Consider the following 22199-nt stretch of genomic DNA (forward strand, 5'->3'; position numbering starts at 1 on the left):
GATCCTTGGAAAATGAGGGTTTTTCGTTGCAACTGTCGTTTTTCCCCTCGTATCGGGCGATCGTGGCCAGTAAGCGGCCAGTAAAACTGAGCCTTCCGGCCCGCAGGTGCAACCATCACGCGGGCCGGAGGTCGGGTCAGCCCACTGTGATAACGAGCTTGCCGGTCACCTTCCCCGCAGCGCTAACCTCCTGCGCCAGGGCGATTTGCTCGATCGGGAAAGTCCGCTCGATGCGTAGATGAAATGCGCCTTCGCCATACAACCGCGCTGCCTCGGCAAAGGCGTCTTCGGGGTGATCGGCCGATCGCCCCGAGAAGGTCGCGCCATGTTGCGACGCCGTGACGTCGGAAATGGAAACGACGCGCGCGGGATCGCCGACAATCTCGACCAGCTCCGGGATGACGCCGGCACCTGCCAGATCGAGCGCTGCGTCCACGCCCTGCGGCGCCAATTCGCGTACCCTTGCGGCCAGCCCAGGTTCGTAGGTCGTCGGTATCGCACCTAGCTCGCGGATGTAATCATGCTTCGGCTCGCTCGCCGTACCGATCACAATGGCGCCACGGTGGCGCGCCAGCTGGATGGCGGCGGTTCCTACCCCGCCAGCGGCACCTGCTATCAACAGCGTCTCACCGGCTTTAAGGTTAACGTGATCGAGGATGCGCGTCGCCGTCTCAACGATGACCGGTAGGCCACCGGCCACCTCGATCGGCATGTTGTCTGGTACGCGCGCCCAGCTTCTCAACACCGCCTGTTCGGCCACCGTATTCTGTCCGTAACCGAAAACGGCATCACCGATGGCGACGCCCGAGACGCCATCACCGACCTCGTCGACGATACCGGCCGCTTCGGAACCAACGCCGGCGGGAAAGGTAAGTGGCATGAAGTCGCGAACATATCCTGCCCGCAGCTTCCAGTCGATCGGATTGACCCCTGCGGCCCGCACCGCGATGCGCACCTGACCGGGGCCCGCGTGCGGCGCCTCGACCTCAACGACCCGCAGGACTTCGGTGCCACCATATTCGTTGAATTTAACGGCTTTCATATATTTTCCTTTTTTGAACTTAAGCAGGCGCTCCGACACCCGTGGTGCTGGGACCTGATCGAGCAACTAACGCGATCTCCTTGCCGCCGCGTGGCCTACCTGCGCGCCAGCATCCTTCGCGTCGAGATCGCGGCAAACCCGGCAAACTTGATGGAGAATCTTGCTCTGGTCGAAAACCACTATGCACATCTACGTGACAGTTTCTGGCACCATACTCTTGCAGACCTTGAGAGGATTGCCGCGAAAATCACGGCAATCCGCAATGCTTTAGGTGCGGCTGTTCATGCGCTCGAACATGGCTTCGCCTAGCTCGCGTGTCTGGGCGGAAACGCCGACCAGCACCTCGTCCTTGTCCGCTTCAAGCTGCGCGAGCGCATGTGTGGCAAACTCTTCCGGGGTCACCATCATTTGATTGGCTGTCCCTCCGCTGCGAGTATTGCCACCGAGCCCGGTATCGACAATCGGTGGGGCGACTTCCACCACCCGGATGCCTTTCGATTTCAACTGTGGCGGAGGCTGAGCGTGAAGGAATGTATCGCGGCCTTTGTCGCGCAGTAGACAGGGACATCTGCCATCGGCGAGAAGGCCAGACCGGAGCTGACGTTGATGATAACCCCCTGCCCCTGCTGTCTCAATGTCGGTAGCAGCTCTGCGATCAGATGGATGGGGGCCGTTAAATTGATCGCAACTTCCTGGTCGAGCGTCGCGATCTCCGGATCGGCGGTGAAGTCACGCCGCGCCTGAATACCTGCATTGTTTATGACCACATTCAGGGTCGGGTATTCGGCTTTCAGCCATTCGACCATCGCGCGGCGGCTATCTGTATCGGCTACGTCGCAAACGCGCGTCACCATCGCAGGCACTTCCGTCTTCGCCTTCTCCAGCGCGGATTGGCTTCTGCCGCAGATAATGACCTGATTGCCGTTCTCGGAAAAGTGCCGCGCGAGCGCGAAGCCGATGCCCGTTGCGCCGCCAGTGATGAGTATTGTGTTTCCTGTAAGTTTCAAAGTCGTACATCCTTCTAACGAATTGAGAAGGTGCGCCCATTATGACTTGGGGTTATCGGCGGACACACCTTTGCAACCGGCAAGCCGGTCCAGGTGTCGCGGATACCCCAAAGGGAAGAGTTGCCGTCCGCTAAGACGGCGACCGGGCTACCATCCGGTCAGCACTCTTTCGACGAGAACTTTTTATCAGACGTTTCAGGAATGTACAATTGGGTCCTGTTTGCCGCCTCCCGGCTGCTTATCCCATTTTGATATGCCGCTTATGCTAACCGTGCCCATGTCGAACGGACCGGGTCGCCGTAGAATACCACGCGCACCAATCCGGGGGTCCCCATCGACGCTCGATGGCGTCATCCATGCCGATCACAATGGGACCATCGGGCACGAGGCTGGCCCGGTGATCCGCGCCCGAACGCCGACAAAGGCAAGCTCCCGCCCGTCAGGCGAGACGCCATGCAGAAAGTGCAAAAGTCCGTCAGGGCCTCCCTTGCCCCAGACCTAGACCGCGACCCCAGCCGCCAGCGGCGCCCGGTATAGCTGCCAGTCGTCGTAGGCCGACAGCAAGATATGCGCGCCGTCCAGCACATGGTCGTTGTTTAGCGGCGGCACACCCTGCAAGTTGATCACCCGCGGGGTCGGTTGGGGAATCGATGTCAACTGAAACGAAACTTCTAGTACAAGCATTGGGATTCTGGCATTACAATCAGTATATTTACATTATTAATGTATATCTTTAATGTTTCTATCCGTATTGCGAACACCAATCTCTGTTGTTAAGGTTGTACCCGGAACAAATACTATCATTATTTCTGGATTCGAGACTTCGAATTCGGACATTTGTTCTTTTTATACTGTGCGCGGCGCATACTTTTCAAACCCGATCAAGCGGCACGGTTATCAGATCGTGCCGCGTCACGCCCGATGGCACCAGTTACCAAAAAAGAGCGAGATGCGAATGCTAATCTATCTTATTTATGGACCCACCTGCAGCGGAAAAACAGACTTGGCAATCCAAATTGCACGAGAGACCGGATGGCCGGTTATCGCGCTGGATCGAGTACAATGCTGCCCTCAAATCGCCACCGGCAGCGGGCGTCCTTTAGAGTCGGAGCTGCAATCCACCCAGCGAATCTACCTAGATTCGCGCCCACTCACCGAAGGCGTGATGGAAGCAGAGGCCGCTCATCTCCAGCTCATATCGGCAATAGAGGATCGCAAATCTTCCCCTGGCCTCATCCTCGAAGGCGGTTCGATTTCCCTTCTGAACTGCATGGCCAAGGACTCCTATTGGAATGCCGGTTTCAGGTGGCACGTAAGGCGCCTGCGTCTTGCGACTCCGGATGTTTTCCTGCCGCGGGCAAGACTTCGAGTTACGGAAATGTTTGCCATCAAGGACGAGCGCCCATCCCTGCTGGAGGAATTGGCGGATCTCTGGAACCAGGAAGTTCTCCGGCCAGTATTGGAGGACATCGACGGATATCGCTGCGCGATACAGTTCGCCAGGGAAAATAACATCGAAATCAGCGAGTTGTTACATCTCGATCCGATGCGGCGGGAGGCGCTGATAGCGGCCATTGCCGAGGAATATCTTGAACACGCGCGGTGGCAAGAGCGCGAGTTCCCTGACTGGCAAGAAGGCGGGAATGTTGGGCTCACTCGTCTCCCGGCTTCACATGATACTGGGAGCCCCCGGGACCTTAGATCGTTGGGCTAGGTCTACTCATGAGATTCAGCAAAAGCTTACTTTCGAGCTACGCGTCAATCTGAAACTTTGCCAACCGTGAGGTAAAATGACTATCTTGCTCATCTCCGGAATGGGGCCGGAATTTCCCGATAACAGGCTGCTGCGTGGTTCATCCTTCGAGCTCCTTATCAATCCTGAAATGGCTGCCGTCGGCTCTGGTAGGGCCAGATTTGATCTCTCGCGCCTTCAGTATAAAGCCGACGATGGGGGGGTCGTGCCGTTGCTTCGTGCACGTCGAGATGGCGGCGGGGCAAGGGCTATGAGCAATAGCTCTGCTGCCAAAGGCGCGTCCCAACCGGCTCGAACGTTCCACCTCACGACCTTCACGCTGCAGTCCATTCTCACTGAGGGGGGAGTTGAGTTCGACGCAATGCCAACTGAAAATATCTGGAAAGGGGTTGGAGGCGAACCCGCTGGTTCTTACGATGTCGTTCTCCTCTCAACCACCTTCATCTGGGACCGGCGCAGCTTGCTTCAGGCGATAAGTTGGATCGAGCTGCGATTCCCCGATGCAATCCTGATCCTTGGTGGTCAATACAGCAATCTCAAGTTCATGCAGATTATGCGAGATCATGGGAGCGTCGATTTTATCATTCGCGGAGATGCCGAATTTGCGTTGCCGGATTTGCTCAGTAAGCTCAAGGGAGGTGATCCCACCAGCGTTCCTAATCTCGTGTTTCGCGATGTAAATGGCCGACCACAGCTTACGCCGATCGCCTATATCGACCTGGACCAATACCCGTCACCCGCGCTAACCGGTCATGCACCGGTTGTACCTTACGAATCGATGCGGGGTTGTCCGTTCAGTTGCAAATTTTGCTCATTCCCGGCTGCATCGCCCCTGTGGAGATATAAGTCCGCAGATAAAATCGCGAGCGATTGGGAGCACTATAAAGTTCAAAACGGCGCAAGCTACGTCAAAGCGTTGGATTCAACGTTTACCGTACCTCCGAAGCGCCTCAGGGAGCTTTTGCCGAAACTAGCTGCCATCGACATTCAATGGGAAGCATACACGCGAGCAAATTCAATCAAAGATGCCGAGCTCGTCCATCAGCTCGAAGACGCCGGCTGCAAATCTCTGTTCATCGGCTTCGAGTCAATGAGCGATGCGAGCCTCAGGAACATGGACAAGAAAGTCACGGCGCGAGCAAATCGTGTAGCTCATGAGCTTCTAGACGGAAGCACGATCAAACATTTCGTGTCGTTTATTGTCGGTTATCCAGGGGAAACTCCCGATATGTTCGAGGAGACGAAGGCGTTCCTTGTCAACGAGTATTCCGGAGAATTCGCTCTTTACGTTTGCATGCTTCAGGACGAGACCATGCCTGTTTGGCAAGATGCAGAACGCTTCAACCTCAAAGTTGATGACCCGAGCGGCGAGGCACGGATCTGGAGCCACATCGGGATGGACTCCGATACAGCGCAGCGATTGCAGCTCGAAACTCTAAGGGAGGTTCGATGGAAAAGCGACACCGCAAACTTCCGATCTTGGCAACACGATTTCGAGGGTCCGCTTATAAGCAATGACTCCGGACGTCGGAACGCCGTAGTAGAAAAATTAGTCGATCGTCTCGGAATGATCAGTGCGGACGTCGAGGACGAAGGGCAAGCGCAGCTTCTTGAAAGTCAACTTCTCGGGCAACTTAATGGATATGGTGTGACGACGGCTTGACCCTGAGTTTAACGACGCCATGCGTTCACTTCCACACGTTGCCATTTCTGAAGAGGCTGATGACCGTCCACCGATCAGGTTGCATGCAGCTTTCCAACCCTGGAGGTGTTTGATGAACACTTCGACGAATGCACTCTCCGAAAAGGTCATTTTGTGCAACGAGCATGGTGAGGCCATCGGCACGGCTCCAAAGTCCGAAATCCATCACGCCCATACACCGTTGCACCTTGCCTTTTCGGTCTACATTTTTGATGACGACAAGAAGCTGCTCGTGACGCGGCGGGCATCGGACAAGATTACATGGCCCGGCGTTCTCACCAATAGTTGCTGTGGGCACCCGCGGCCGGGTGAATCGTTGATTGAAGCAATCGAGCGCCGGGTTCGAAAGGAATTGGGGATAGAGGTAAATGGCATTCGCCTTGTGCTACCCGAGTTTTCCTATCGCGCAGCAATGACGAATGGGATCACCGAACATGAATTGTGCCCCGTGTTCACCGCCCGCTGCCAAACCTTGAGCGTAACACCCGATCTGAATGAGGTGTCTGCGTGGCAATGGGTGGATTGGCAATGGTTTGTCGAAAGCTTACAGGATGGGCGCTTGCTGGTGTCGCCATGGTGTCGCGCGCAAGTCGAACTGCTCGCATCCTTTAATGCGGATCCATCGCAATGGCCCATAGCGGATGAGCTGAGCTTGCCAGAAGCCGCCAGAGCAAAAATATGAGACGCTGGTTACGACGATTTGGCCGCGCTATTCCGTGCCCTGGTCTGGGCGCTCGAAACGGATCTTGGTGGATTGGAATATTCAAAGCCAATCTTGCGTAATGTTCATTTGTCGATGGGAGGAGCGTTTGAGATATTGCGTCTTTTCGGGCTCAAACAACGGCCGGAAACCAGACTATGTGAGCGCAGCAAAGCGCCTCGGCAAAGCTCTCGCGACGTCAGGCATCGGATTGGTGTATGGCGGCGCTTCGATCGGTTTGATGGGGACGATCGCCGATGCAGCCCGAAGCAATGGCGGAGAGGTTATTGGGGTAATCCCGCGTGCACTGGCCGAGAATGAGGTTGCGCACACTGGTCTCGCTGATCTGCGCATTGTCGAGACCATGCACGAGCGCAAAGCGCTGATGGCAGCGCTGTCGGATGGCTTTATCGCCTTGCCAGGGGGATTGGGAACGCTTGAAGAACTGTTCGAAGTATGGACATGGGCGCAGCTTGGCTACCATAGTAAACCCTGTGGGCTGCTCGACACCGCAGGCTTTTATAGGAAGCTCGAATCCTTTCTTGATCACGTTGTTGACGAGGCGTTCGTGACAGCAAGCCATCGCAACATCCTCCTCGTCGAGGAGGACGCTGAGGCGCTCTTGTCTGCGATGGCAAAAGGTAGCGCCACGCTAAAGTCACGTTCAGAGCAGAGCGATTTTTTAGGTGCGCTCCGCCGCTAACTGAGCTCGCTTTGCCAGTTGCTGACGATATCCAGCAGTGACAGTAGTGGCAGGCACAGAGGCAAGTAAGTGATACCAAATTGCATTGAAGATCGTGCCCCTGGACGTGGTGTAGGTCGCGGCTGATTGCCGTGCTTTCCGACTGAGGTCGGAGGGGATATCAGCGAGCCACTGCTGGCAAACTGATTTGGGGATCATCGCTCATTTGGGCCATGGTCTCAAGGGTCATGTACCGGGCGCGCTGCACGGCCCATTCATCGTTCTGTTCGAGCAGCAGCGCCCCGACAAGACGGACGATTGCCTCGTCGTTGGGAAAGATACCGACCACATCAGTGCGGCGCTTGATTTCGCCGTTGAGACGCTCGATCGGATTGGTCGAGTGTAGCTTTGCCCGGTGCTCTCTCGGGAAGGTCATGTAGGCCAGAACATCGTCTTCGGCATCGTCCATGATGGTGGCAAGTTTTGGCACTTTCGGCCTGATCTGGTCGGCGACACTACGCCATTGAGCGCTGGCCGCCTCCGGTGTTTCCTGGGCAAAGGCCGTTGCGATGAAGGCGGAGACGACCCGCCGACCGCTCTTTCCGGCATGCGCCAAGACGTTCCGCATAAAGTGAACCCGGCACCTCTGCCAGGTGGCATTGAGAACCTTGGTCACGGCCGCTTTGAGACCTTCATGGGCATCGGAGATGACAAGCTTGACGCCGCGCAATCCTCGGCGTTTCAACTTGCGCAGAAATTCCGTCCAGATCGGTTCGGCTTCTGACGTGCCAACCTCCATACCCAGGACCTCGCGCCGGCCATCACTGTTGACGCCGACGGCGATGATGACAGCGACAGAGACAACCCGTCCGCCGCGTCGGACTTTGAGGTAGGTCGCATCGACCCATAGATATGGCCAGTCGCCTTCGATCGGTCTGTCGAGGAACGCTTTCACCTTAACGTCGATTTCTTCGCAGAGACGGCTCACCTGGCTTTTGGATATGCCACTCATCCCCATGGCCTTGACCAGGTCGTCAACTGAACGGGTCGAGATGCCCTGGATATAAGCTTCCTGGATGACCGCCGTCAGAGCCTTCTCTGCCATGCGGCGGGGTTCGAGGAAGCTCGGAAAGTAGCTGCCCTTGCGCAGCTTCGGAATGCGAAGCTCCACGGTCCCAGCTCGGGTTTCCCAATCACGGTCACGGTAGCCGTTGCGCTGAGCAAGCCGCAACGGGTTCTTGTCGCCGAAATCGGCACCTGTGGCTGAGCCGACCTCCAGCTCCATGAGCCGCTCGGCGGCAAAACCGATCATCTCACGCAATAAATCTGCATCCGCGCTCTTCTCAACAAGCGAGCGCACGTCCATCATGTCTTTGGTCATCGGTGATCTTTCCGTCAGGTTGGTCTTCAACAACCCGACCCTAACGGAAAACACTGGTGGCCGCCCGCAAAGCCGATCACCCGCTACAGCGCTATGGAAGCGCGCGGGCACTCGCCTTTGCTACCCTCCACAACCTACACCACCCGGCGGGACACGATCGCATTGATCGCATTGAACGGTAGTGAATTGTGAAATGCGGTGTCTCGAAACGAGTTGGTACCACGAGCGCGCAGCTGCCCTAACGTACCTGTGATTCCTCTGTTAATTTTGTAACGAAATCGCTGTGGCAAACCATGGCAGATCTCATATTTCTTATTTCTCGCGGGATGCCGGGCTGAGGTGCGTTCCAAAAAGGATGCGATTGGCCACAGGGCAGGTGAGTTATGAGAAGAACGTCGGAAGAGGCTGCAGCTACCCGGATGCGGATTTTACGCTCTGCCGAAGCTATTTTTATCGAAAAAGGATACGATGACACCTCCTTGCAGGAAATTGCTGCTGAAGCGGCTGTAACAACCGGCGCCGTCCAGTGGCATTTCGGACAAAAAATGCACATTCTGTTGGCATTGCGTGATGAGCTGTGCTGGCATGCAAGAAAACTGGGCAGGCTCCATGACGCGGGGATGGTTGAGAAGCCATTGAAGGCAATCGCTGAGTTTGCCGCATCAGCCATTAACTACTTCGCTGACAATGAAAACTGCAGGCGGATTTTCCAGATCTATGATAAGAAAGTCTCCGATACGGTTGCCTTCTATAATGAAGATCGCAAGTTCCAGCAGGAGGTGCGAGGTACGTTAGGGAGCGTCTTTGGATTCGCCGAGACGAGGAAGGAATTACTAGCTCCTTGGACGTCCGACACTGCGGCATATACCTTTTGGTTTGCAATGCGTGGAACGTTTCAGACCTGGCTGGAGGATGATTCGAAATTCGACTTGAAATCTGATGGCTTGCGTATCGTTCAGACGATGCTTTCCTCGTACAAGGGCGCCGATTTGGTTCGCTTGGCGGTTGACATTTAATCGCCCAACCGTTCTCCTAGCCGTGGTATATTAACAGGTGACGTCGAAGGTTGGCCGCTTGAGACGTCTAGCAGGCTGTTGAAGAAGTCTCTGGTTTGGCCTTCAGCACGGCCTCGTCTCCGTTGTTGTATGCGAAAGTGATCTCGATCGCGCCGTCATCGAGTAGGTCGGCATGACCGTCGCCCGAGACTTCGTCCATTTCGTCGCTTCCGCCCCATCTGAAGAAGACCATGGACGGCCTGTAGCCGAGATCGAGGCTCGCTTGCATCGCGCCGAAGGCGATTTCGCCATAACCGTCGGCCCCGATGATGATTGCCGCAGGCTCAACCAGGTCGAGATAATCCCGATCCCATAGATCGGCCTCGACGATCCGCCAGCGGCCAATCAGGCGGCAGTTTGAAGCCGCGCTCATGACGACACCGCCATCAATTTCGGTAACCGCACCAGATCATAAGCGGCAGCCGCGAAGGTGAAGGCCCATCCGACGCGGTCGCGGCCACGGAACTTCGTCTTGTCCTGCCCCGCGACTGTCTTGATCCAGCCGAACGCCTCCTCGATGCGCTTGCGGATGCGCAAGCTGATCCCATAGCCGGAATGGCGCGTCGTGCGCCCGTCTATGGCCGAGCGGCGACCATTGATGTTCTGCGTCACATGGGGTGTCACCTTCATCGACCGCAAATCTTTGACGAAGTCCCTTGTGTCATAGGCCTTGTCGGCACCCAACGTGATCGCTTGTGGCCGATCGGCGAAGGGTTCAATCATCTGCAGCGCCGCGACCCGTTCGGCATATCCGCTGGCCTCAGTGAGGCAGGCGTCGACCAGCAGGCCATGGCGGTTTCCATCAGCCCATGCCCCATGAAGCACAGCTTGGCCTCCTTGCCTTTGCCCTTCCTATAAAGTCTTGCATGTGTTTAAGCATGGAATGTTGACCCCTCTGGCGGGGTGATACTTATCCAATTTTGACCCCCCTTGGATTTCATCCGACCATCCGGCTTTTGCCAGTGGATGGGGTGGGGAGTTGAAGAGAGTGGATACGATTGCCCGTGTCCGACGAGCCTTCCATGTTCAGGGCTGGTCGGTGAAGAAGATCACCAGAGAGCTGAATGTTTCGCGTAATACGGTTCGCAAAATCCTGCGTTCTGATGCGACTGATTTTGTCTACAAACGAGAACATCAACCGTTGCCCAGGATCGGAGCCTGGAAGGGTGATATTGAACGGTTCCTCATTGCCAACGAAGGCAAGGCATCGCGCGAACGGCTGACGCTGATCCGGATTTACGAGGAGGTCCGAGCACTCGGCTACGACGGCAGTTATGACGCGATCCGGCGATATGCCAAGACCTGGGCGAAGAACCGGGGAGCCGTGACGGCGGAAGCCTATGTGCCCCTCTATTACGCGCCAGGCGAAGCCTACCAGTTCGACTGGAGCCACGAGATCATTCTGGTCAACGGGGTGACTACGACCGTGAAGGTCGCGCATGTCCGGCTCTGCCACAGCCGGATGATGTTCGCCCGAGCCTATATGCGTGAGAGCCAGGAGATGGTGTTCGATGCCCATGACAAGGCCTTCGCCTTCTTCCGTGGCACCTGCACGCGCGGCATCTACGATAACATGAAGACTGCGGTCGAGGCGGTGTTCGTCGGCAAGGAGCGACAATACAATCGCCGCTTCCTGCAGATGTGCAGCCACTATCTGGTCCATCCCGTTGCCTGCACGCCCGCATCCGGATGGGAGAAGGGACAGGTCGAGAACCAGGTCGGACTGGTTCGAGAACGCTTCTTCACACCACGTCTTCGGGTTAAAAGCCTGGATGAGCTGAATGTCTGGTTGCTCGATAAGTGCATCGCTTACGCCAAGGCACACCGTCATCCTGAACAGACCGAGCGAATGATCTGGCAGGTGTTCGAGGAGGAACGCGGCAGCCTCGTGCATTACGTCGGGCCGTTCGATGGTTTCCACAGCGTCCCGGCCTCGGTGTCGAAGACCTGCACGGTCCGTTTCGACAACAACAAATACTCCGTCCTCTCGACTGCGGTCGGCCGCCCTGTTGAGGTTCACGCCTATGCCGAGAAGATCGTCATCAGGCAGGACGGCGTGAACGTCGGTGAGCATCCGCGTTGCTTTGGCCGTGGCGAGACGATCTACGATCCCTGGCATTATGTCCCCGTTCTGGCTCGCAAACCCGGCGCTTTGCGCAACGGCGCACCGTTCAGGGACTGGGTGTTGCCAGCGGCGATGGAGAAGGTCCGCAAGCGCCTGAAGAGCGTCCACGACGGTGATCGGCAAATGGTCACAATCCTTGCATGCGTTCCCACCGATGGTCTGACGGCCGTCGATGCGGCCTGTCATACCAACGAGCGCTGATCATGACCGATGCGCCCACTGACGATGCCCGATGGACATGATTTTCCACGGCTGGTCGACGAGCTTGTTCCAGGCTTGGCAGCAGTGCGCGACGATGTCGTCGTAATCCTTGAAGATGCGGTTCGACAGCCAGTTGTCGCGCATGTACTGCCAGATGTTCTCCACCGGGTTCAATTCGGGCGATCTCGGCGGTAGAAACAACAAGGTGATGTTATCAGGGATCTTTAGCTTCGGCGTCGTATGCCAACCCGCCTGGTCGAGAATCAGAACTGCATGTGCTCCATTATCGACGGCAAGGCTGATTTCGTCGAGATGCTGCTGCATGGCACCAGTGTCGCAATAGGGAAGAACGAGACCTGCCCCCTTGCCTTTCTTGGGGCAGATTGCGCCGAAGATATACGCCCACATGGTGCGCTGATCGTGCGGTGCAGAAGGCCGGGTTCCCCGACGTGCCCAACGGCGCGTGATCTTGTTCTTCTGTCCTATGCGAGCTTCATCGGCCCACCAGATTTCGAGATCCGTGCCGGGCGGGCGTTTGGCCCGGATCTCTGTAAGCGCGGCTGCAAAGTCTTTTTAAAAGCGTCGCCCTCCAGCTCATTCTGCGCATAATGGCGGGGACGCGCAGAGATCTTGGCAAAGCCCAGAGCCTTCAGCTCTCGTCCGATCGTCGTATCGTCCATGGAGACACGGAATTCTTCGAAGATCCACTGCGCCAGATCTCTGCGCCGCCATCGCACGACGCCATCGACGGCCGGAATCGGTCCCCGTTCCACGATCTTTGCTAATGCCTGCCGCTGGGTATCATTCAGTTTCGCCCGCCCCCCTGGAGCCTTGCCGTTGATCAGCCCATCGGGGCCGCGGGCATTGAAACGCACCACCCAGTCGCGCACGATTTGACCCGTCACGCTGCCAAGCCGGGCCGCATCCGCGCGTGAACCGCCATCATAGATCGAGGCCAGCGACAATAGGCGTCGTGCCTGATTGGCATCCTTCGTCTGCCGCGCCAGTAGACGCAGACCCGCACCATCGAAATCCTGCCGCAACGAAAGCGCTGAACCCATTGCAAACCTCCTGTTTGCGCCATCGATTCAGATGGGGTGGTTGCCGCCCTCCCAAAACGGCATCGCAATGTGCCAAGATGTGGTGTTGTGACCACTTAGCGGAAAGGACGGCAACCGTTATGAACGATACGATGATTGGCGTGGATTTGGCAAAGAATGTCTTTCAACTGCACGGTGCTTCGATGAGCGGGCAAGTCAGGTTTCGAAAGAAGCTGTCACGGCAGAACTTTTCCAAGTTCATGGCGGAACACCCACCGGCGTTGGTGGTGATGGAGGCCTGCGGCAGCGCGCATTACTGGGCACGTGAGATGGTTAGGCTTGGCCACGAAGTGAAGCTGATCGCGGCGCAATATGTACGGCCGTTCGTCAAGCGACAGAAAAACGATGCGACGGACGCGGAGGCTATCGTAATTGCGGCCCAGCGACCGGAAATGCGCTTCGTGGAGCCAAAATCCGCGGATCAGCAGAGCCGAGCGATTCTGTTTCGGGCTCGAGAACGCCTCGTCCATCAGCGCACAGAACTGATCAACGCGCTGAGAGCATGCCTTTATGAATATGGCCATGTTGTTCCTCAAGGTCGTAACCACTTCAAGCGTATTGAAGAGATTTTGGACGGGCAAAACAGCGACTTGCCTGTGTTGATGCTTGAAGAATGCCGCGACTTGTTGAAACAGATCGCTGAGAAGACGGCTCGCATCGATGAACGGACCGCAAAGATCAAGGCATTGTCGGCTGAAGCTGACACGGCGCGGCGCTTGCAGACCATTCCTGGCGTTGGCCCTTTGACAGCCCTGGCGATCGAAGCCTTTGCTCCGCAAATGGAGAACTTCCGGCGTGGCCGTGACTTCGCCGCATGGCTCGGCCTTGTGCCACGTCAGTTCTCGTCGGGCGGCAAACAACGACTGGGACGCATTTCCAAGTCAGGGCAGTCTGATATCCGCAGGCTGCTGATTATTGGGGCAATGACACGCCTGAACTGGCTGGGCCGGAAATCCATACCCGAAGGATCGTGGTTGGCGCGCATGCTCGCGCGAAAGCCCCGAATGTTGGTCGCGATCGCACTGGCCAACAAGATGGCGCGCACGGTCTGGGCATTGCTGACAAAACATGAGGATTATCGAGTTCCGGCACAGGCGCCAACAACATGATGAAGGTGTTGTAGGTAGCCTAATGTCGGAAAAAGGGGTGTGAGAAGGCGACGACCCGAATGGGCAAATGATCGAAAAGATCTGGATCGGGAAAACCAGCCTTGAATCATGAGCAGAAGAGCTCGGGATTCAGATTTGGACCCGACCCGCAGATCACCATACCGGCCAGCGGCTTCTGTAAACGCCGTATCTACAGGCCTCACAGAAGACCGCACTCGATCACATGACCTTCGGTTCAAAGACTTCTTGCATCACGGGCGGCAACCACAGAAGATTCGTCGACCTTGGGGAACCCCAACAGAGTCACACATCGCGCTCGTTGGTATCAGGAGGCGCTGGACCAGGGCGTCTGCTCGGCCTCGGTGATCATCAACATTCTGGCTCGTAGTCGTGACCCGGCTCCGGCCGCAACCCTGCAAACCCCGGATGCGCTTCGATTGACCCATGAACCGGTCGCCGACTGCGCACGCTATGACAGCCTCAGGAGGGCAAGCTGATGGAACGCACACAGGTTCTCGAACTGATGAGCACGCTGAAGCTCTATGGAATGCGCAGCGCCTACGACGAGGTCATGGGCAACGGCATCAAACGGCAGCACGAGCCGCCGCGCATTGTCGGTGATCTCTTGCAGTCGGAGATCGCCGAGAAGCAGGCCCGCTCCATTCGCTACCAACTCAGCATCGCCAAGCTGCCCCTCGCTAAGGACATCGACGATTTCGACTTCACCGATACGCCGGTCAATGAATCCCTGGTGCGGGAGCTGGCTACCGGCACCTTCGTCGCCGATCAGCGTAACGTCGTCCTCGTCGGCGGCACGGGAACCGGAAAGAGCCATCTCGCCATCGCGATTGCCCGTGCACTGATCCGCAACGGAACACGCGGGCGCTTCTTCAACGTCGTCGATCTGGTCAATCGGCTGGAAACGGAAACGCGCAGCGGCAAGCAAGGGCGGACGGCCGACTATCTCAATCGTCTCGACTTCATCATCCTCGACGAACTCGGATACCTGCCTTTCGCCCTGGCCGGAGGCCAACTCCTATTCCATCTGATCAGCAGGCTCTACGAGCGCACGTCGATCATTGTCACCACGAACCTGGCGTTCGGTGAATGGCCGACGGTGTTCGGCGATGCCAAGATGACGACGGCACTTCTCGACCGCCTGACCCATCACTGCGAGATTGTCGAGACCGGCAACGAGTCCTGGCGCTTCAAGAACCGCTCTCAAAGCTAAAAGCCGAAGAAGATCATCACCCGCACTTGGCCTACCCTCTGCAACCCCGGCCAGCGCCGGGCAGGCCAAGCGCTGATCTACAGCACAGGGGGGTCAAAATTGGATAAGCAAGTCCAAGGGGTCAATGTTCGGTGCTGATTGACACTCCGAATCTCGACGAAGTCAGTGAATCACGACCAAAGTCTTTGTGCCAGGGGCTTTTTCAACAGCCTGCTAGTCGATATGTCTAATGGTGATGATTCGAACGCGCGGGCCAAGCACCAATGACTATCAGGGTCTTGTTGGGTCAGAGCCGGGTGCTGGTCGTCTGGACAGACATCATCTTTCCGAACGGTTCGACGTTGCAGATCGGCGGAATGGCCGGCACGGACGCGCAGGGCTATAGCGGCATCAACGACAGGGTGAACAATCACTACCTGAAGAGCCTTCGGTTCCGCGGAGCTGATCGCGATGATTGGAACCGGCATCGATATGTCGCTGCCTCAAAGCTCGACGCTGGCGACCCAGGATACGGCCTCCGATTCAGCAAGACGGAATTTTGCCGAGACGTTCGGGCGTGTCACCGAACGTACGATCAACAGGAACCTCGACGTCCAGCCGACGTTGGAAATCCGTCCCGGTTACAAGTTCAACGTTCTTGTTGATCAAGACATCATTTTCGCCGGTGGCTACAAAGGCTGACAGCGAGGTGAAATGTCATCAAACGCAAAGGTTTGACAGCGAAAGGCTCAGCCATCCCACGCCGGGCGTTGCGACGCATCGCTCACGGAAGCCCGGTGAATAAGGGTCGCCGGCAGCAGGGTCTCTACGCCAGGGCCGGAAGCTCGGCCCTCTAAACGGATAATCAGACGCTCTGTCGCGGCTGTCGCCAGATCGCTGACTGGTTGTGAAATCACAGTCAGTGGCGGCGTTATAGCGGCGGTCCAATCAGCATCGTCAAAGCAGACAAAAGAAACATCGCCCGGAATGACAAGGTCCATCTTCCGAAGAACGCCGAGTAGAACGAGGGCGACGGAGCTGTCTGTGGCCAAGAATGCGGTAGGCCTGGTCGGGGAAACGCAAAGCGCACGCACTTGCTTCGCAAGGTTCTGTGTGTCCCAGGCGCCGAGAAGGATAAGGTCAAGCGAAATCTCGATGTCAGCGTCACGCAATGCTGCCCGATAACCATCGACACGTTCGGTGACGGACGACAATTCTCCATGGATGGGGGCTTTGGACACCAAAGCAACATTGCGATGGCCTCGACCAATGAGCGAATTTACAGCATCATACGATGCACAGAAATTGTCGACCGCGAACGTGTCAGCACGAAGAGCAGGCACCCGTCGGTCGAGAAGGACAACCGGACAGCCTCGCTGCGATGCGCCAATGAGATGCTCTATCGTGCTGCTTGATGTCGGAGCGATGATCAACCCATCCACTTGCTTAGCCAGTAGATCGCGCACAGCGTCACGTTCGAGCTCTATATCGCCATCGGTAGTCGCCAAAATCACGACATAACCATGCGCACCAGCAATGTCGGCAATTAGCCCAACAGCCTGAGCCGAGAAGGGATTCTCGATCGCTTCTACAACCAGACCGATCATTCTGCTGCGGCCAGTGGCCATGCTCTTTGCAAGCTGGTTTGGTCGGTATGCCAAGCGTCTGGCGGCATCTACAACAAGGTTGCGCGTCTTTTCACGGACATTTCCATAATGGCCAAGAACTCTCGCAGCCGTGGCTCTCGAAACGCCCGCGGCATGAGCAACGTCGGCGATTGTCGGAGCGTCGGGTAGCCGGCCGTGGTTTCTCATAAGCGATCCGTTCTGGAAAAATGTGGGACTGGGTACGAGTTTGGCGTGTTCAACAAAGCCATCTTGGTTCCAACTCGGACATAAACTGTCAATGCCGCGCGAATTTTCCCTAGAAGTGCGCTATTGGGGAGTATTGCTCCGGTACTGACAATAAACCTGCACATTTCTTTGAGTGTCTCTGCTCGGCTAAGAATTTGGACTTACGCCGAGCAGGTCGGCGCCGAAGCGCCCGGACCATACCATCGCTACTTCAAGTGCGAAGAGAGCAATTCGAGATCTGCTTCGCTGAGCCTGTCGGTCGCCTCATTACGCTGATGCCAATAGGGATAGAGCAATGGCGGGAGGCTGACGTCCTCGAGCAGTTTGCGTTCTTCTTCACTCAATTTCAGCTCGGACGCATTGAGATTGTCCTTAAACTGAGCTTCGGTGCGCCCTCCGATAACGACGGAAGTCACCGCGTTTCGACCGACCAGCCACGCGAGCGCAACCTGGGCCGCTGAGACGCCGCGGCCTTCCGCAATTGAAGCAAGGGTCTCGACAATGTTCCATAGTCGGTTTTCGTCGCGGATTGGCGGTTCGGTCCAGCCGGCGAATTGGCGGCTGCCTTCCGGTGCTGCCTGGTTGCGGCGATGTTTTCCAGAGAGCAAACCGCCAGCAAGCGGGCTCCAGACAAGCACGCCGAGGCCTTGGTCGACAGAAATCGGAAGCAACTCATATTCGGCGTCGCGAGCTTCGAGTGTATAGTGGATCTGCTGGCTAACGAACCGCTGACGTTTGTCCCGCTCACTTACCCCAAGCGCTTTCATGATATGCCAGCCTGAGAAGTTGGAGCAGCCGATGTAGCGCACCTTGCCTTGGCGCATGAGTGTATCGAGCGCCTCCATCGTTTCTTCCAGCGGCGTCTGACCATCCCATTCGTGCAACTGGAAAGGATCAATGACATCGGTCTTCAGACGCCGCAGACTGGCTTCGCAAGGCCTCGATTAGATGATAGCGGGAATTTCCGGCGTTGTTTACGCCGTTACCCATCGGGAAGCGGGCTTTGGTTGCGATCAGCACGCCATCCTTCCGCTTCCCACCTAGGATGTCACCGATGATCTCCTCGGACTTACCGTCGGAATAGACGTCGGCTGTGTCGATCAGATTGACGCCCGAATCGACGCAAATATCGACAAGACGCTGTGCTCCGGAGACATCAAGATCGCCGGTCTTGCGCGCCCACCCTACGCCGCCGAACGTCATCGTCCCCATTGTCAGAGTTGATATTTTGAGGCCCGAACGGCCGAGCTGACGGTATTCCATGAATTTCCTCCCTTTGGACTTGAAATCTTTTCAGAATAAGCGGCGAGACCGATCCAGTCGCTTCAGACGCTACCCAAGCACGCTCGCACCGCGATCGGCGGGACTGACCATGGAGCGACAGCGGGCAAAGAGTTCGCGGCCCATGGCAAAGTGCTGCGAACTGAGGTCGTGGCGGGCGGGCGGACGTGACAAGAACTCTCGTTCATCACCGAGGAACGTCAGTGTTCCCGCGATTGCATCCAGCCTTATGAGATCCCCATCTCGAATTTTGGAAATGGCACCACCATCCGACGCTTCCGGGGTCACGTGGATTGCGGCCGGAACCTTGCCCGACGCGCCCGACCACTCTGAACCCTCGGTCCTGCAGCACTCCAAGTGCGGGAGTGAGCTTATGCAGTTCGGGCATACCGATTGATCTGGGGCCTTGAAAACGAACAACAGCGATGACATCACCATTGAGTTCCCCATTTTTGAAAGACTGCTTTAGCTCATCCTGTGTATGAAAGACCCGCGCCGGCGCCTCGATCACGCGATTCTCCGGCTTAACGGCGGAAACCTTGATGACCGACTTGCCAATTTTTCCCGCCAGAACCTTCAGTCCGCCATTCGGCGAGAAGGCCTCTTCCACCGGTGCGAGGACCCTAGAATTACCGGACAGTTCGGCCTTATGCTCGAATACCAAGTCAGCTCCCACGAATCTTGCTTCGACAGCGTACCGCCGAAGCCCGCGACCCCAGATCGTGTTGACGTCCCCGTGGAGAAACCCGCCGTCAATTAATTCACGGATGAGAAAGCCCATGCCTCCGGCGGCATGAAAATGGTTCACGTCAGCCGATCCGTTCGGATAGACACGGGTGAGCAACGGCACGACGTCGCTCAGATCGCTCATATCCTCCCACGTAACATCCAGGCCGGCCGCTTGCGCAATGGCGATGATGTGAAGCGTATGGTTCGTCGAACCGCCGGTTGCAAGCAACCCGACAGTCCCGTTTACAATCGCTCGCTCATCGATAATGTGGCCGATCGGAGTGTAGTTGCTACCCTGTGCGGTGAGCGAGAGTGCACGGCGCGCAGCTTCACGCGTGAGCGCATCGCGCAAGGGAGTGTTCGCATTGACAAAACTAGAACCTGGAATATGGAGGCCCATAATCTCCATGAGCATCTGGTTCGAGTTGGCCGTGCCATAGAAGGTGCATGTGCCGGCAGAGTGGTAGGACTTCGCCTCCGCGTCGAGCAACCGGGCGCGATCGATTTTCCCTTCGGACGACAGCTGCCGGATGCGTGCCTTTTCATCGTTCGAGAGGCCTGATGTCATAGGCCCGGCTGGCACAAAGACAGCGGGCAGATGGCCGAAGGATAGTGCACCAATCAACAAGCCCGGCGCGAATTTATCACAGACGCCGAGATAGATAGTGGCATCGAACATATTGTGGCTGAGCGCAATCGCCGTGGGCATCGCGATGACGTCGCGGCTGAACAGGGACAAGTCCATCCCGGGCTGCCCCTGGGTTACGCCGTCACACATGGCCGGCACGCCGCCCGCCACCTGGGCACTCGCGCCCATCGAGCGGGCCGCCTCCTTGATAATATCAGGACAGGTAGCGTAGGGCTGATGGGCGCTCAACATGTCATTGTAGAATGTGACGATGCCCAGGTTCAGACCCAGAGAGTCAGCCAATCTTTCCTTGTCTGAAAGGGAGCAGGCGGCGAAGCCATGAGCAAGGTTGCCACATGAAAGCGCTCCCCGGTGAACCTCTTCTCGGCTCTGCTCCACGATACGATTGAGATATTCGCGGCGCGATTTATCGCTCCGGGCCGCAGTGCGGTCGGTGACGGCCTGGGTAGACTTTTTGACGCTCATAAAAACTGCTCCCTGGGCACCTGATCTCTGCTAGATACCAGGCTTAAGGAAGGCTTCCCTGGGGCGCGGTTTCATTGCCTGGGGTACGAGAGAAACCTCGTCGATATAAACTCGGTAAGGCCGGGTAACGATAAACGTGACGTAATCGGCCACGTCCTCGGGCTGGAGCAAATTCGCCGGATCGTCTACGTGGTTTTCTGCACGCTGTTGGGTCTCGGCCGCTCCAGGGCAAACTGCGGTTGCCTTAACCCCAAACTCCAGACCTTCCGCATCCGTTGTCTGCGTGAAGCCCAGCATGCCAAATTTTGATGCGGCGTAGGCTCCGAATTTTGCCGAAGCAACTTTGCCCGCGCGGGAAACGATGTTGACGATATGTCCGCTCCGCCGGTCGCACATATGCTGAAAGAACGCCTGAGTGCAGAGGAATGTGCCTTTGAGATTGATCGCCATCATCCAATCCCAGTCTTCTTCCTTGATATTCGGAATAGAATTGTGGATCGCGACGCCAGCGTTATTGACGAGGATGTCGACACCGCCGAAACGGTCGATCGCTGCTTTTGCCAGGGCCTGAACGTCCGCCTTATGCTGAATGTCGGTTCGCACAGCAAGCGCCTCAGCGCCGAGTGCCTGGACTTCGGCCGCAACGGCTTCGATCTGGTCGGCCTCGATAGCAGCCAGGACGATGTTGCAACCTTCATTGGCCAGTGCCAGAGCTATGGCGCGGCCGAACCCACGTCCGGCGCCTGTGATGACGGCGGTTTACCTTGGAGTTTCATGGTCTTCACTTTCTAAACAACGTGACTAAGGGCGGCGATGGCCAGAACGGCAGAAATTGGACTGGCTTTTGCTTAGGATCGGTTGGGAAGCTTCTTGCTGGACTCGTTCGCATCGACCCGGCCGATACGTGTCAATCATCCTTGGTGTATACCAATCTGTCAAGCGCGTTTCACAGGTTAACCAATTTCCGGCGCGGACCGAATGTTTCCAAGCGAATCGCGCGTTGACGACAATTCTGATAGCCAACGAGCAAACTTTGCCGATAATGGCGACCATGAACTACGACAAGCATACCAATCTGACGGGAAAGCCTTTGGACACCGAGCCAATGTACATCCAACTGCAGCAAGAACTGCTGCAGTCGATTCAACGACGTGAGTTTGAGCAGGGCAGCCGCTTTCCATCGGAAAGGGAACTCTCCCAGAAATTTGGAACAAGTCGGGTGACGATGAGAAAGGCGATAGATCGTCTTGTCCAGAGCGGCGTGCTCGAGCGTCGCGGTACGAGCGGTACGTATCTGCCCGATCGTCTCTTCGACCGACCAATTAGCGACTACGTTGCCTACAGCATTTCCGACGTTGTCGAGAAAGCGGGACATGTTCCCGGTTCAAAGCTGCTCTTCTTCGAACGAAAGATCGCTGATAAAGGCATAGCGGCTAAGCTCAGCATAGCCGTTGGGGACCCCATTATCTCGATCCAAAGGCAACGCACTGTGGACGGCATCCCAGTCTGCGTGGAATTCAGCGAGATTCCAGCAACGATGGTCCCGGGCCTTTCCGCCGCCGATGTCATCGAAAACAAATCGCTCTATGCACACCTTCGAAATACGTACCAAGTCACTTTACACAACAAGATTTCGCGCATCAGCATTCACAAAGCGACCGCGTCAGAAGCAGAGTTCCTGCACGTGCAAGCGGGCGCATCCGTACTGAAATGGGAGAGTGTCAGCGTCACGATGGATGATACTCCGTTCGAACATCTCCGCTCGCTGAACCACCCTGATTATGTGAGCTTTTCGATAGAGAACCGCGGACAGAAAACAGCTGAGGCGACTTCGCCAGTTACCATGATGGTCGAGGGAAAGCTGCCCGGCACCGGCGGCTAGCGGCAACAACGGCATCAATTTACCTTCAAACCTCTCCTTCGCCAAAAATCTTGTTGACAGTAAATCGTTCGGTCCGTAGCTTGGTATATACCACCTGGCCAAGCGAGATAGACCAGTTGTGTTCTGGCCCTGCCTGGTTTTGTCGGCAATCGTCGCCAAAGACCGATATTCAGGTGCCTGAGCTACGAAGTCGCCCTCTTTTTAACGGGAGTGGAGGGTGACAAGTATCTCACTGGTATAGGCCACCCGGTCACACATCACCATAAAAGGGGA

General features: G+C 56.7%; 14 protein-coding genes and 8 pseudogenes. 11 read left to right on the forward strand and 11 right to left on the reverse strand.

Annotated elements, in window-relative coordinates:
* Positions 1–136: 136 nt before the first annotated feature.
* Both J5289_RS26790 and J5289_RS26795 read right to left on the reverse strand, forming a co-directional pair.
* The gene (locus J5289_RS26790; protein WP_209207717.1) at positions 137–1042 is read right to left on the reverse strand and encodes an NADP-dependent oxidoreductase; all 906 of its coding nucleotides are present in this window, start codon (positions 1040–1042) and stop codon (positions 137–139) included.
* Between the two features lie 267 nt (positions 1043–1309).
* Positions 1310–2049: pseudogene (locus tag J5289_RS26795) on the reverse strand (SDR family oxidoreductase).
* Between the two features lie 955 nt (positions 2050–3004).
* Between J5289_RS26795 and J5289_RS26800 the strand changes: the two are divergent.
* The 4 genes from J5289_RS26800 (at position 3005) to J5289_RS26815 (ending at position 6907) form a co-directional block, all read left to right on the forward strand.
* Positions 3005–3763, forward strand: coding sequence for an isopentenyl transferase family protein (locus J5289_RS26800; RefSeq protein WP_209207716.1), 759 nt, complete (start codon positions 3005–3007; stop codon positions 3761–3763).
* A 76-nt stretch (positions 3764–3839) separates the two neighbouring features.
* Positions 3840–5465: a radical SAM protein gene (locus J5289_RS26805; protein ID WP_209207715.1), complete on the forward strand. Its 1626-nt coding sequence runs from the start codon at positions 3840–3842 to the stop codon at positions 5463–5465.
* Positions 5466–5577: 112 nt separating this feature from the next.
* The gene (gene idi / locus J5289_RS26810) at positions 5578–6186 is read left to right on the forward strand and encodes an isopentenyl-diphosphate Delta-isomerase (RefSeq protein ID WP_174075830.1); all 609 of its coding nucleotides are present in this window, start codon (positions 5578–5580) and stop codon (positions 6184–6186) included.
* A gap of 127 nt (positions 6187–6313) precedes the next feature.
* Positions 6314–6907, forward strand: a complete 594-nt coding sequence (locus tag J5289_RS26815) for a TIGR00730 family Rossman fold protein (RefSeq protein WP_202034259.1) — start codon at positions 6314–6316, stop codon at positions 6905–6907.
* A 160-nt stretch (positions 6908–7067) separates the two neighbouring features.
* Here J5289_RS26815 and J5289_RS26820 read toward each other — a convergent pair whose 3' ends face one another.
* Positions 7068–8267: an IS256 family transposase gene (locus tag J5289_RS26820; RefSeq protein WP_209207809.1), complete on the reverse strand. Its 1200-nt coding sequence runs from the start codon at positions 8265–8267 to the stop codon at positions 7068–7070.
* 383 nt (positions 8268–8650) lie between these two features.
* On the opposite strand from J5289_RS26820, the gene J5289_RS26825 reads away from it, so the two are divergent.
* Positions 8651–9283, forward strand: coding sequence for a TetR/AcrR family transcriptional regulator (locus tag J5289_RS26825; RefSeq protein WP_209207808.1), 633 nt, complete (start codon positions 8651–8653; stop codon positions 9281–9283).
* Positions 9284–9350: 67 nt separating this feature from the next.
* Here the strand turns inward: J5289_RS26825 and J5289_RS26830 are convergent, their stop codons facing one another.
* Both J5289_RS26830 and J5289_RS26835 read right to left on the reverse strand, forming a co-directional pair.
* A complete protein-coding gene (locus J5289_RS26830; protein WP_209207807.1) occupies positions 9351–9695 on the reverse strand; it encodes a hypothetical protein in 345 nt (114 codons plus the stop codon).
* Positions 9692–10188: pseudogene (locus J5289_RS26835) on the reverse strand (transposase); the annotation flags it as partial. The pseudogene J5289_RS26835 and the gene J5289_RS26830, both read right to left, overlap by 4 nt.
* Positions 10189–10301: 113 nt before the next feature.
* Here J5289_RS26835 and istA point away from each other — a divergent pair.
* A pseudogene (gene istA, locus J5289_RS26840) lies at positions 10302–11630 on the forward strand (IS21 family transposase); the annotation flags it as partial.
* Positions 11631–11648: 18 nt separating this feature from the next.
* Here istA and J5289_RS26845 read toward each other — a convergent pair.
* Positions 11649–12709, reverse strand: a protein-coding gene (locus J5289_RS26845; protein ID WP_209207806.1) for an IS630 family transposase whose coding sequence is annotated in 2 segments (ribosomal slippage) — positions 11649–12217 and positions 12217–12709 — 1062 coding nt in all. Because the reading frame shifts where the segments join, the coding sequence is not laid out codon by codon here.
* A gap of 119 nt (positions 12710–12828) precedes the next feature.
* Between J5289_RS26845 and J5289_RS26850 the strand changes: the two genes are divergently transcribed.
* The 4 genes and pseudogenes from J5289_RS26850 to J5289_RS26865 form a co-directional block, all read left to right on the forward strand.
* The gene (locus tag J5289_RS26850; RefSeq protein ID WP_209208108.1) at positions 12829–13857 is read left to right on the forward strand and encodes an IS110 family transposase; all 1029 of its coding nucleotides are present in this window, start codon (positions 12829–12831) and stop codon (positions 13855–13857) included.
* Positions 13858–14186: 329 nt separating this feature from the next.
* Positions 14187–14348 (forward strand): annotated as a pseudogene (locus tag J5289_RS26855) (IS21 family transposase); the annotation flags it as partial.
* A 5-nt stretch (positions 14349–14353) separates the two neighbouring features.
* Positions 14354–15088 carry an IS21-like element helper ATPase IstB gene (gene istB / locus J5289_RS26860; protein ID WP_017996675.1) on the forward strand — a complete coding sequence of 245 codons (735 nt, stop codon included), beginning with the start codon at positions 14354–14356 and terminating at the stop codon, positions 15086–15088.
* Between the two features lie 272 nt (positions 15089–15360).
* Positions 15361–15769: pseudogene (locus J5289_RS26865) on the forward strand (TrbI/VirB10 family protein); the annotation flags it as partial.
* Positions 15770–15816: 47 nt separating this feature from the next.
* Here the strand turns inward: J5289_RS26865 and J5289_RS26870 are convergent.
* The 5 genes and pseudogenes from J5289_RS26870 to J5289_RS26885 all read right to left on the reverse strand — a co-directional run bounded on the left by J5289_RS26870 (position 15817) and on the right by J5289_RS26885 (position 20794).
* Entirely contained in the window at positions 15817–16695 is an 879-nt protein-coding gene (locus tag J5289_RS26870) for a substrate-binding domain-containing protein (RefSeq protein ID WP_247750854.1), read from the reverse strand.
* 75 nt (positions 16696–16770) lie between these two features.
* Positions 16771–16881 (reverse strand): annotated as a pseudogene (locus J5289_RS29975) (LacI family DNA-binding transcriptional regulator); the annotation flags it as partial.
* 245 nt (positions 16882–17126) lie between these two features.
* Positions 17127–18183 (reverse strand): annotated as a pseudogene (locus J5289_RS26875) (aldo/keto reductase).
* A gap of 69 nt (positions 18184–18252) precedes the next feature.
* Positions 18253–20044, reverse strand: a pseudogene (edd, locus tag J5289_RS26880) (phosphogluconate dehydratase).
* Positions 20045–20074: 30 nt separating this feature from the next.
* A complete protein-coding gene (locus J5289_RS26885) occupies positions 20075–20794 on the reverse strand; it encodes an SDR family oxidoreductase (protein WP_209208063.1) in 720 nt (239 codons plus the stop codon).
* A 250-nt stretch (positions 20795–21044) separates the two neighbouring features.
* Here J5289_RS26885 and J5289_RS26890 point away from each other — a divergent pair, with 250 nt between their 5' ends.
* Positions 21045–21926 carry a GntR family transcriptional regulator gene (locus tag J5289_RS26890; RefSeq protein WP_209208060.1) on the forward strand — a complete coding sequence of 294 codons (882 nt, stop codon included), beginning with the start codon at positions 21045–21047 and terminating at the stop codon, positions 21924–21926.
* Positions 21927–22199: the final 273 nt, after the last annotated feature.

The sequence above is a fragment of the Rhizobium sp. B230/85 genome (assembly GCF_019355735.1).
Lineage (GTDB): Bacteria > Pseudomonadota > Alphaproteobacteria > Rhizobiales > Rhizobiaceae > Rhizobium > Rhizobium rhododendri.

Bases quoted from the DNA above. Each gene is read 5' to 3' on its own strand.
- J5289_RS26790 (WP_209207717.1), bottom strand. From the start codon at position 1,042: ATGAAAGCCGTTAAATTCAACGAATATGGTGGCACCGAAGTCCTGCGG.
- J5289_RS26800 (WP_209207716.1), top strand. From the start codon at position 3,005: ATGCTAATCTATCTTATTTATGGACCCACCTGCAGCGGAAAAACAGAC.
- J5289_RS26805 (WP_209207715.1), top strand. From the start codon at position 3,840: ATGACTATCTTGCTCATCTCCGGAATGGGGCCGGAATTTCCCGATAAC.
- idi (WP_174075830.1), top strand. From the start codon at position 5,578: ATGAACACTTCGACGAATGCACTCTCCGAAAAGGTCATTTTGTGCAAC.
- J5289_RS26820 (WP_209207809.1), bottom strand. From the start codon at position 8,267: ATGACCAAAGACATGATGGACGTGCGCTCGCTTGTTGAGAAGAGCGCG.
- J5289_RS26825 (WP_209207808.1), top strand. From the start codon at position 8,651: ATGAGAAGAACGTCGGAAGAGGCTGCAGCTACCCGGATGCGGATTTTA.
- J5289_RS26830 (WP_209207807.1), bottom strand. From the start codon at position 9,695: ATGAGCGCGGCTTCAAACTGCCGCCTGATTGGCCGCTGGCGGATCGTC.
- J5289_RS26850 (WP_209208108.1), top strand. From the start codon at position 12,829: ATGAACGATACGATGATTGGCGTGGATTTGGCAAAGAATGTCTTTCAA.
- istB (WP_017996675.1), top strand. From the start codon at position 14,354: ATGGAACGCACACAGGTTCTCGAACTGATGAGCACGCTGAAGCTCTAT.
- J5289_RS26870 (WP_247750854.1), bottom strand. From the start codon at position 16,695: ATGGCCACTGGCCGCAGCAGAATGATCGGTCTGGTTGTAGAAGCGATC.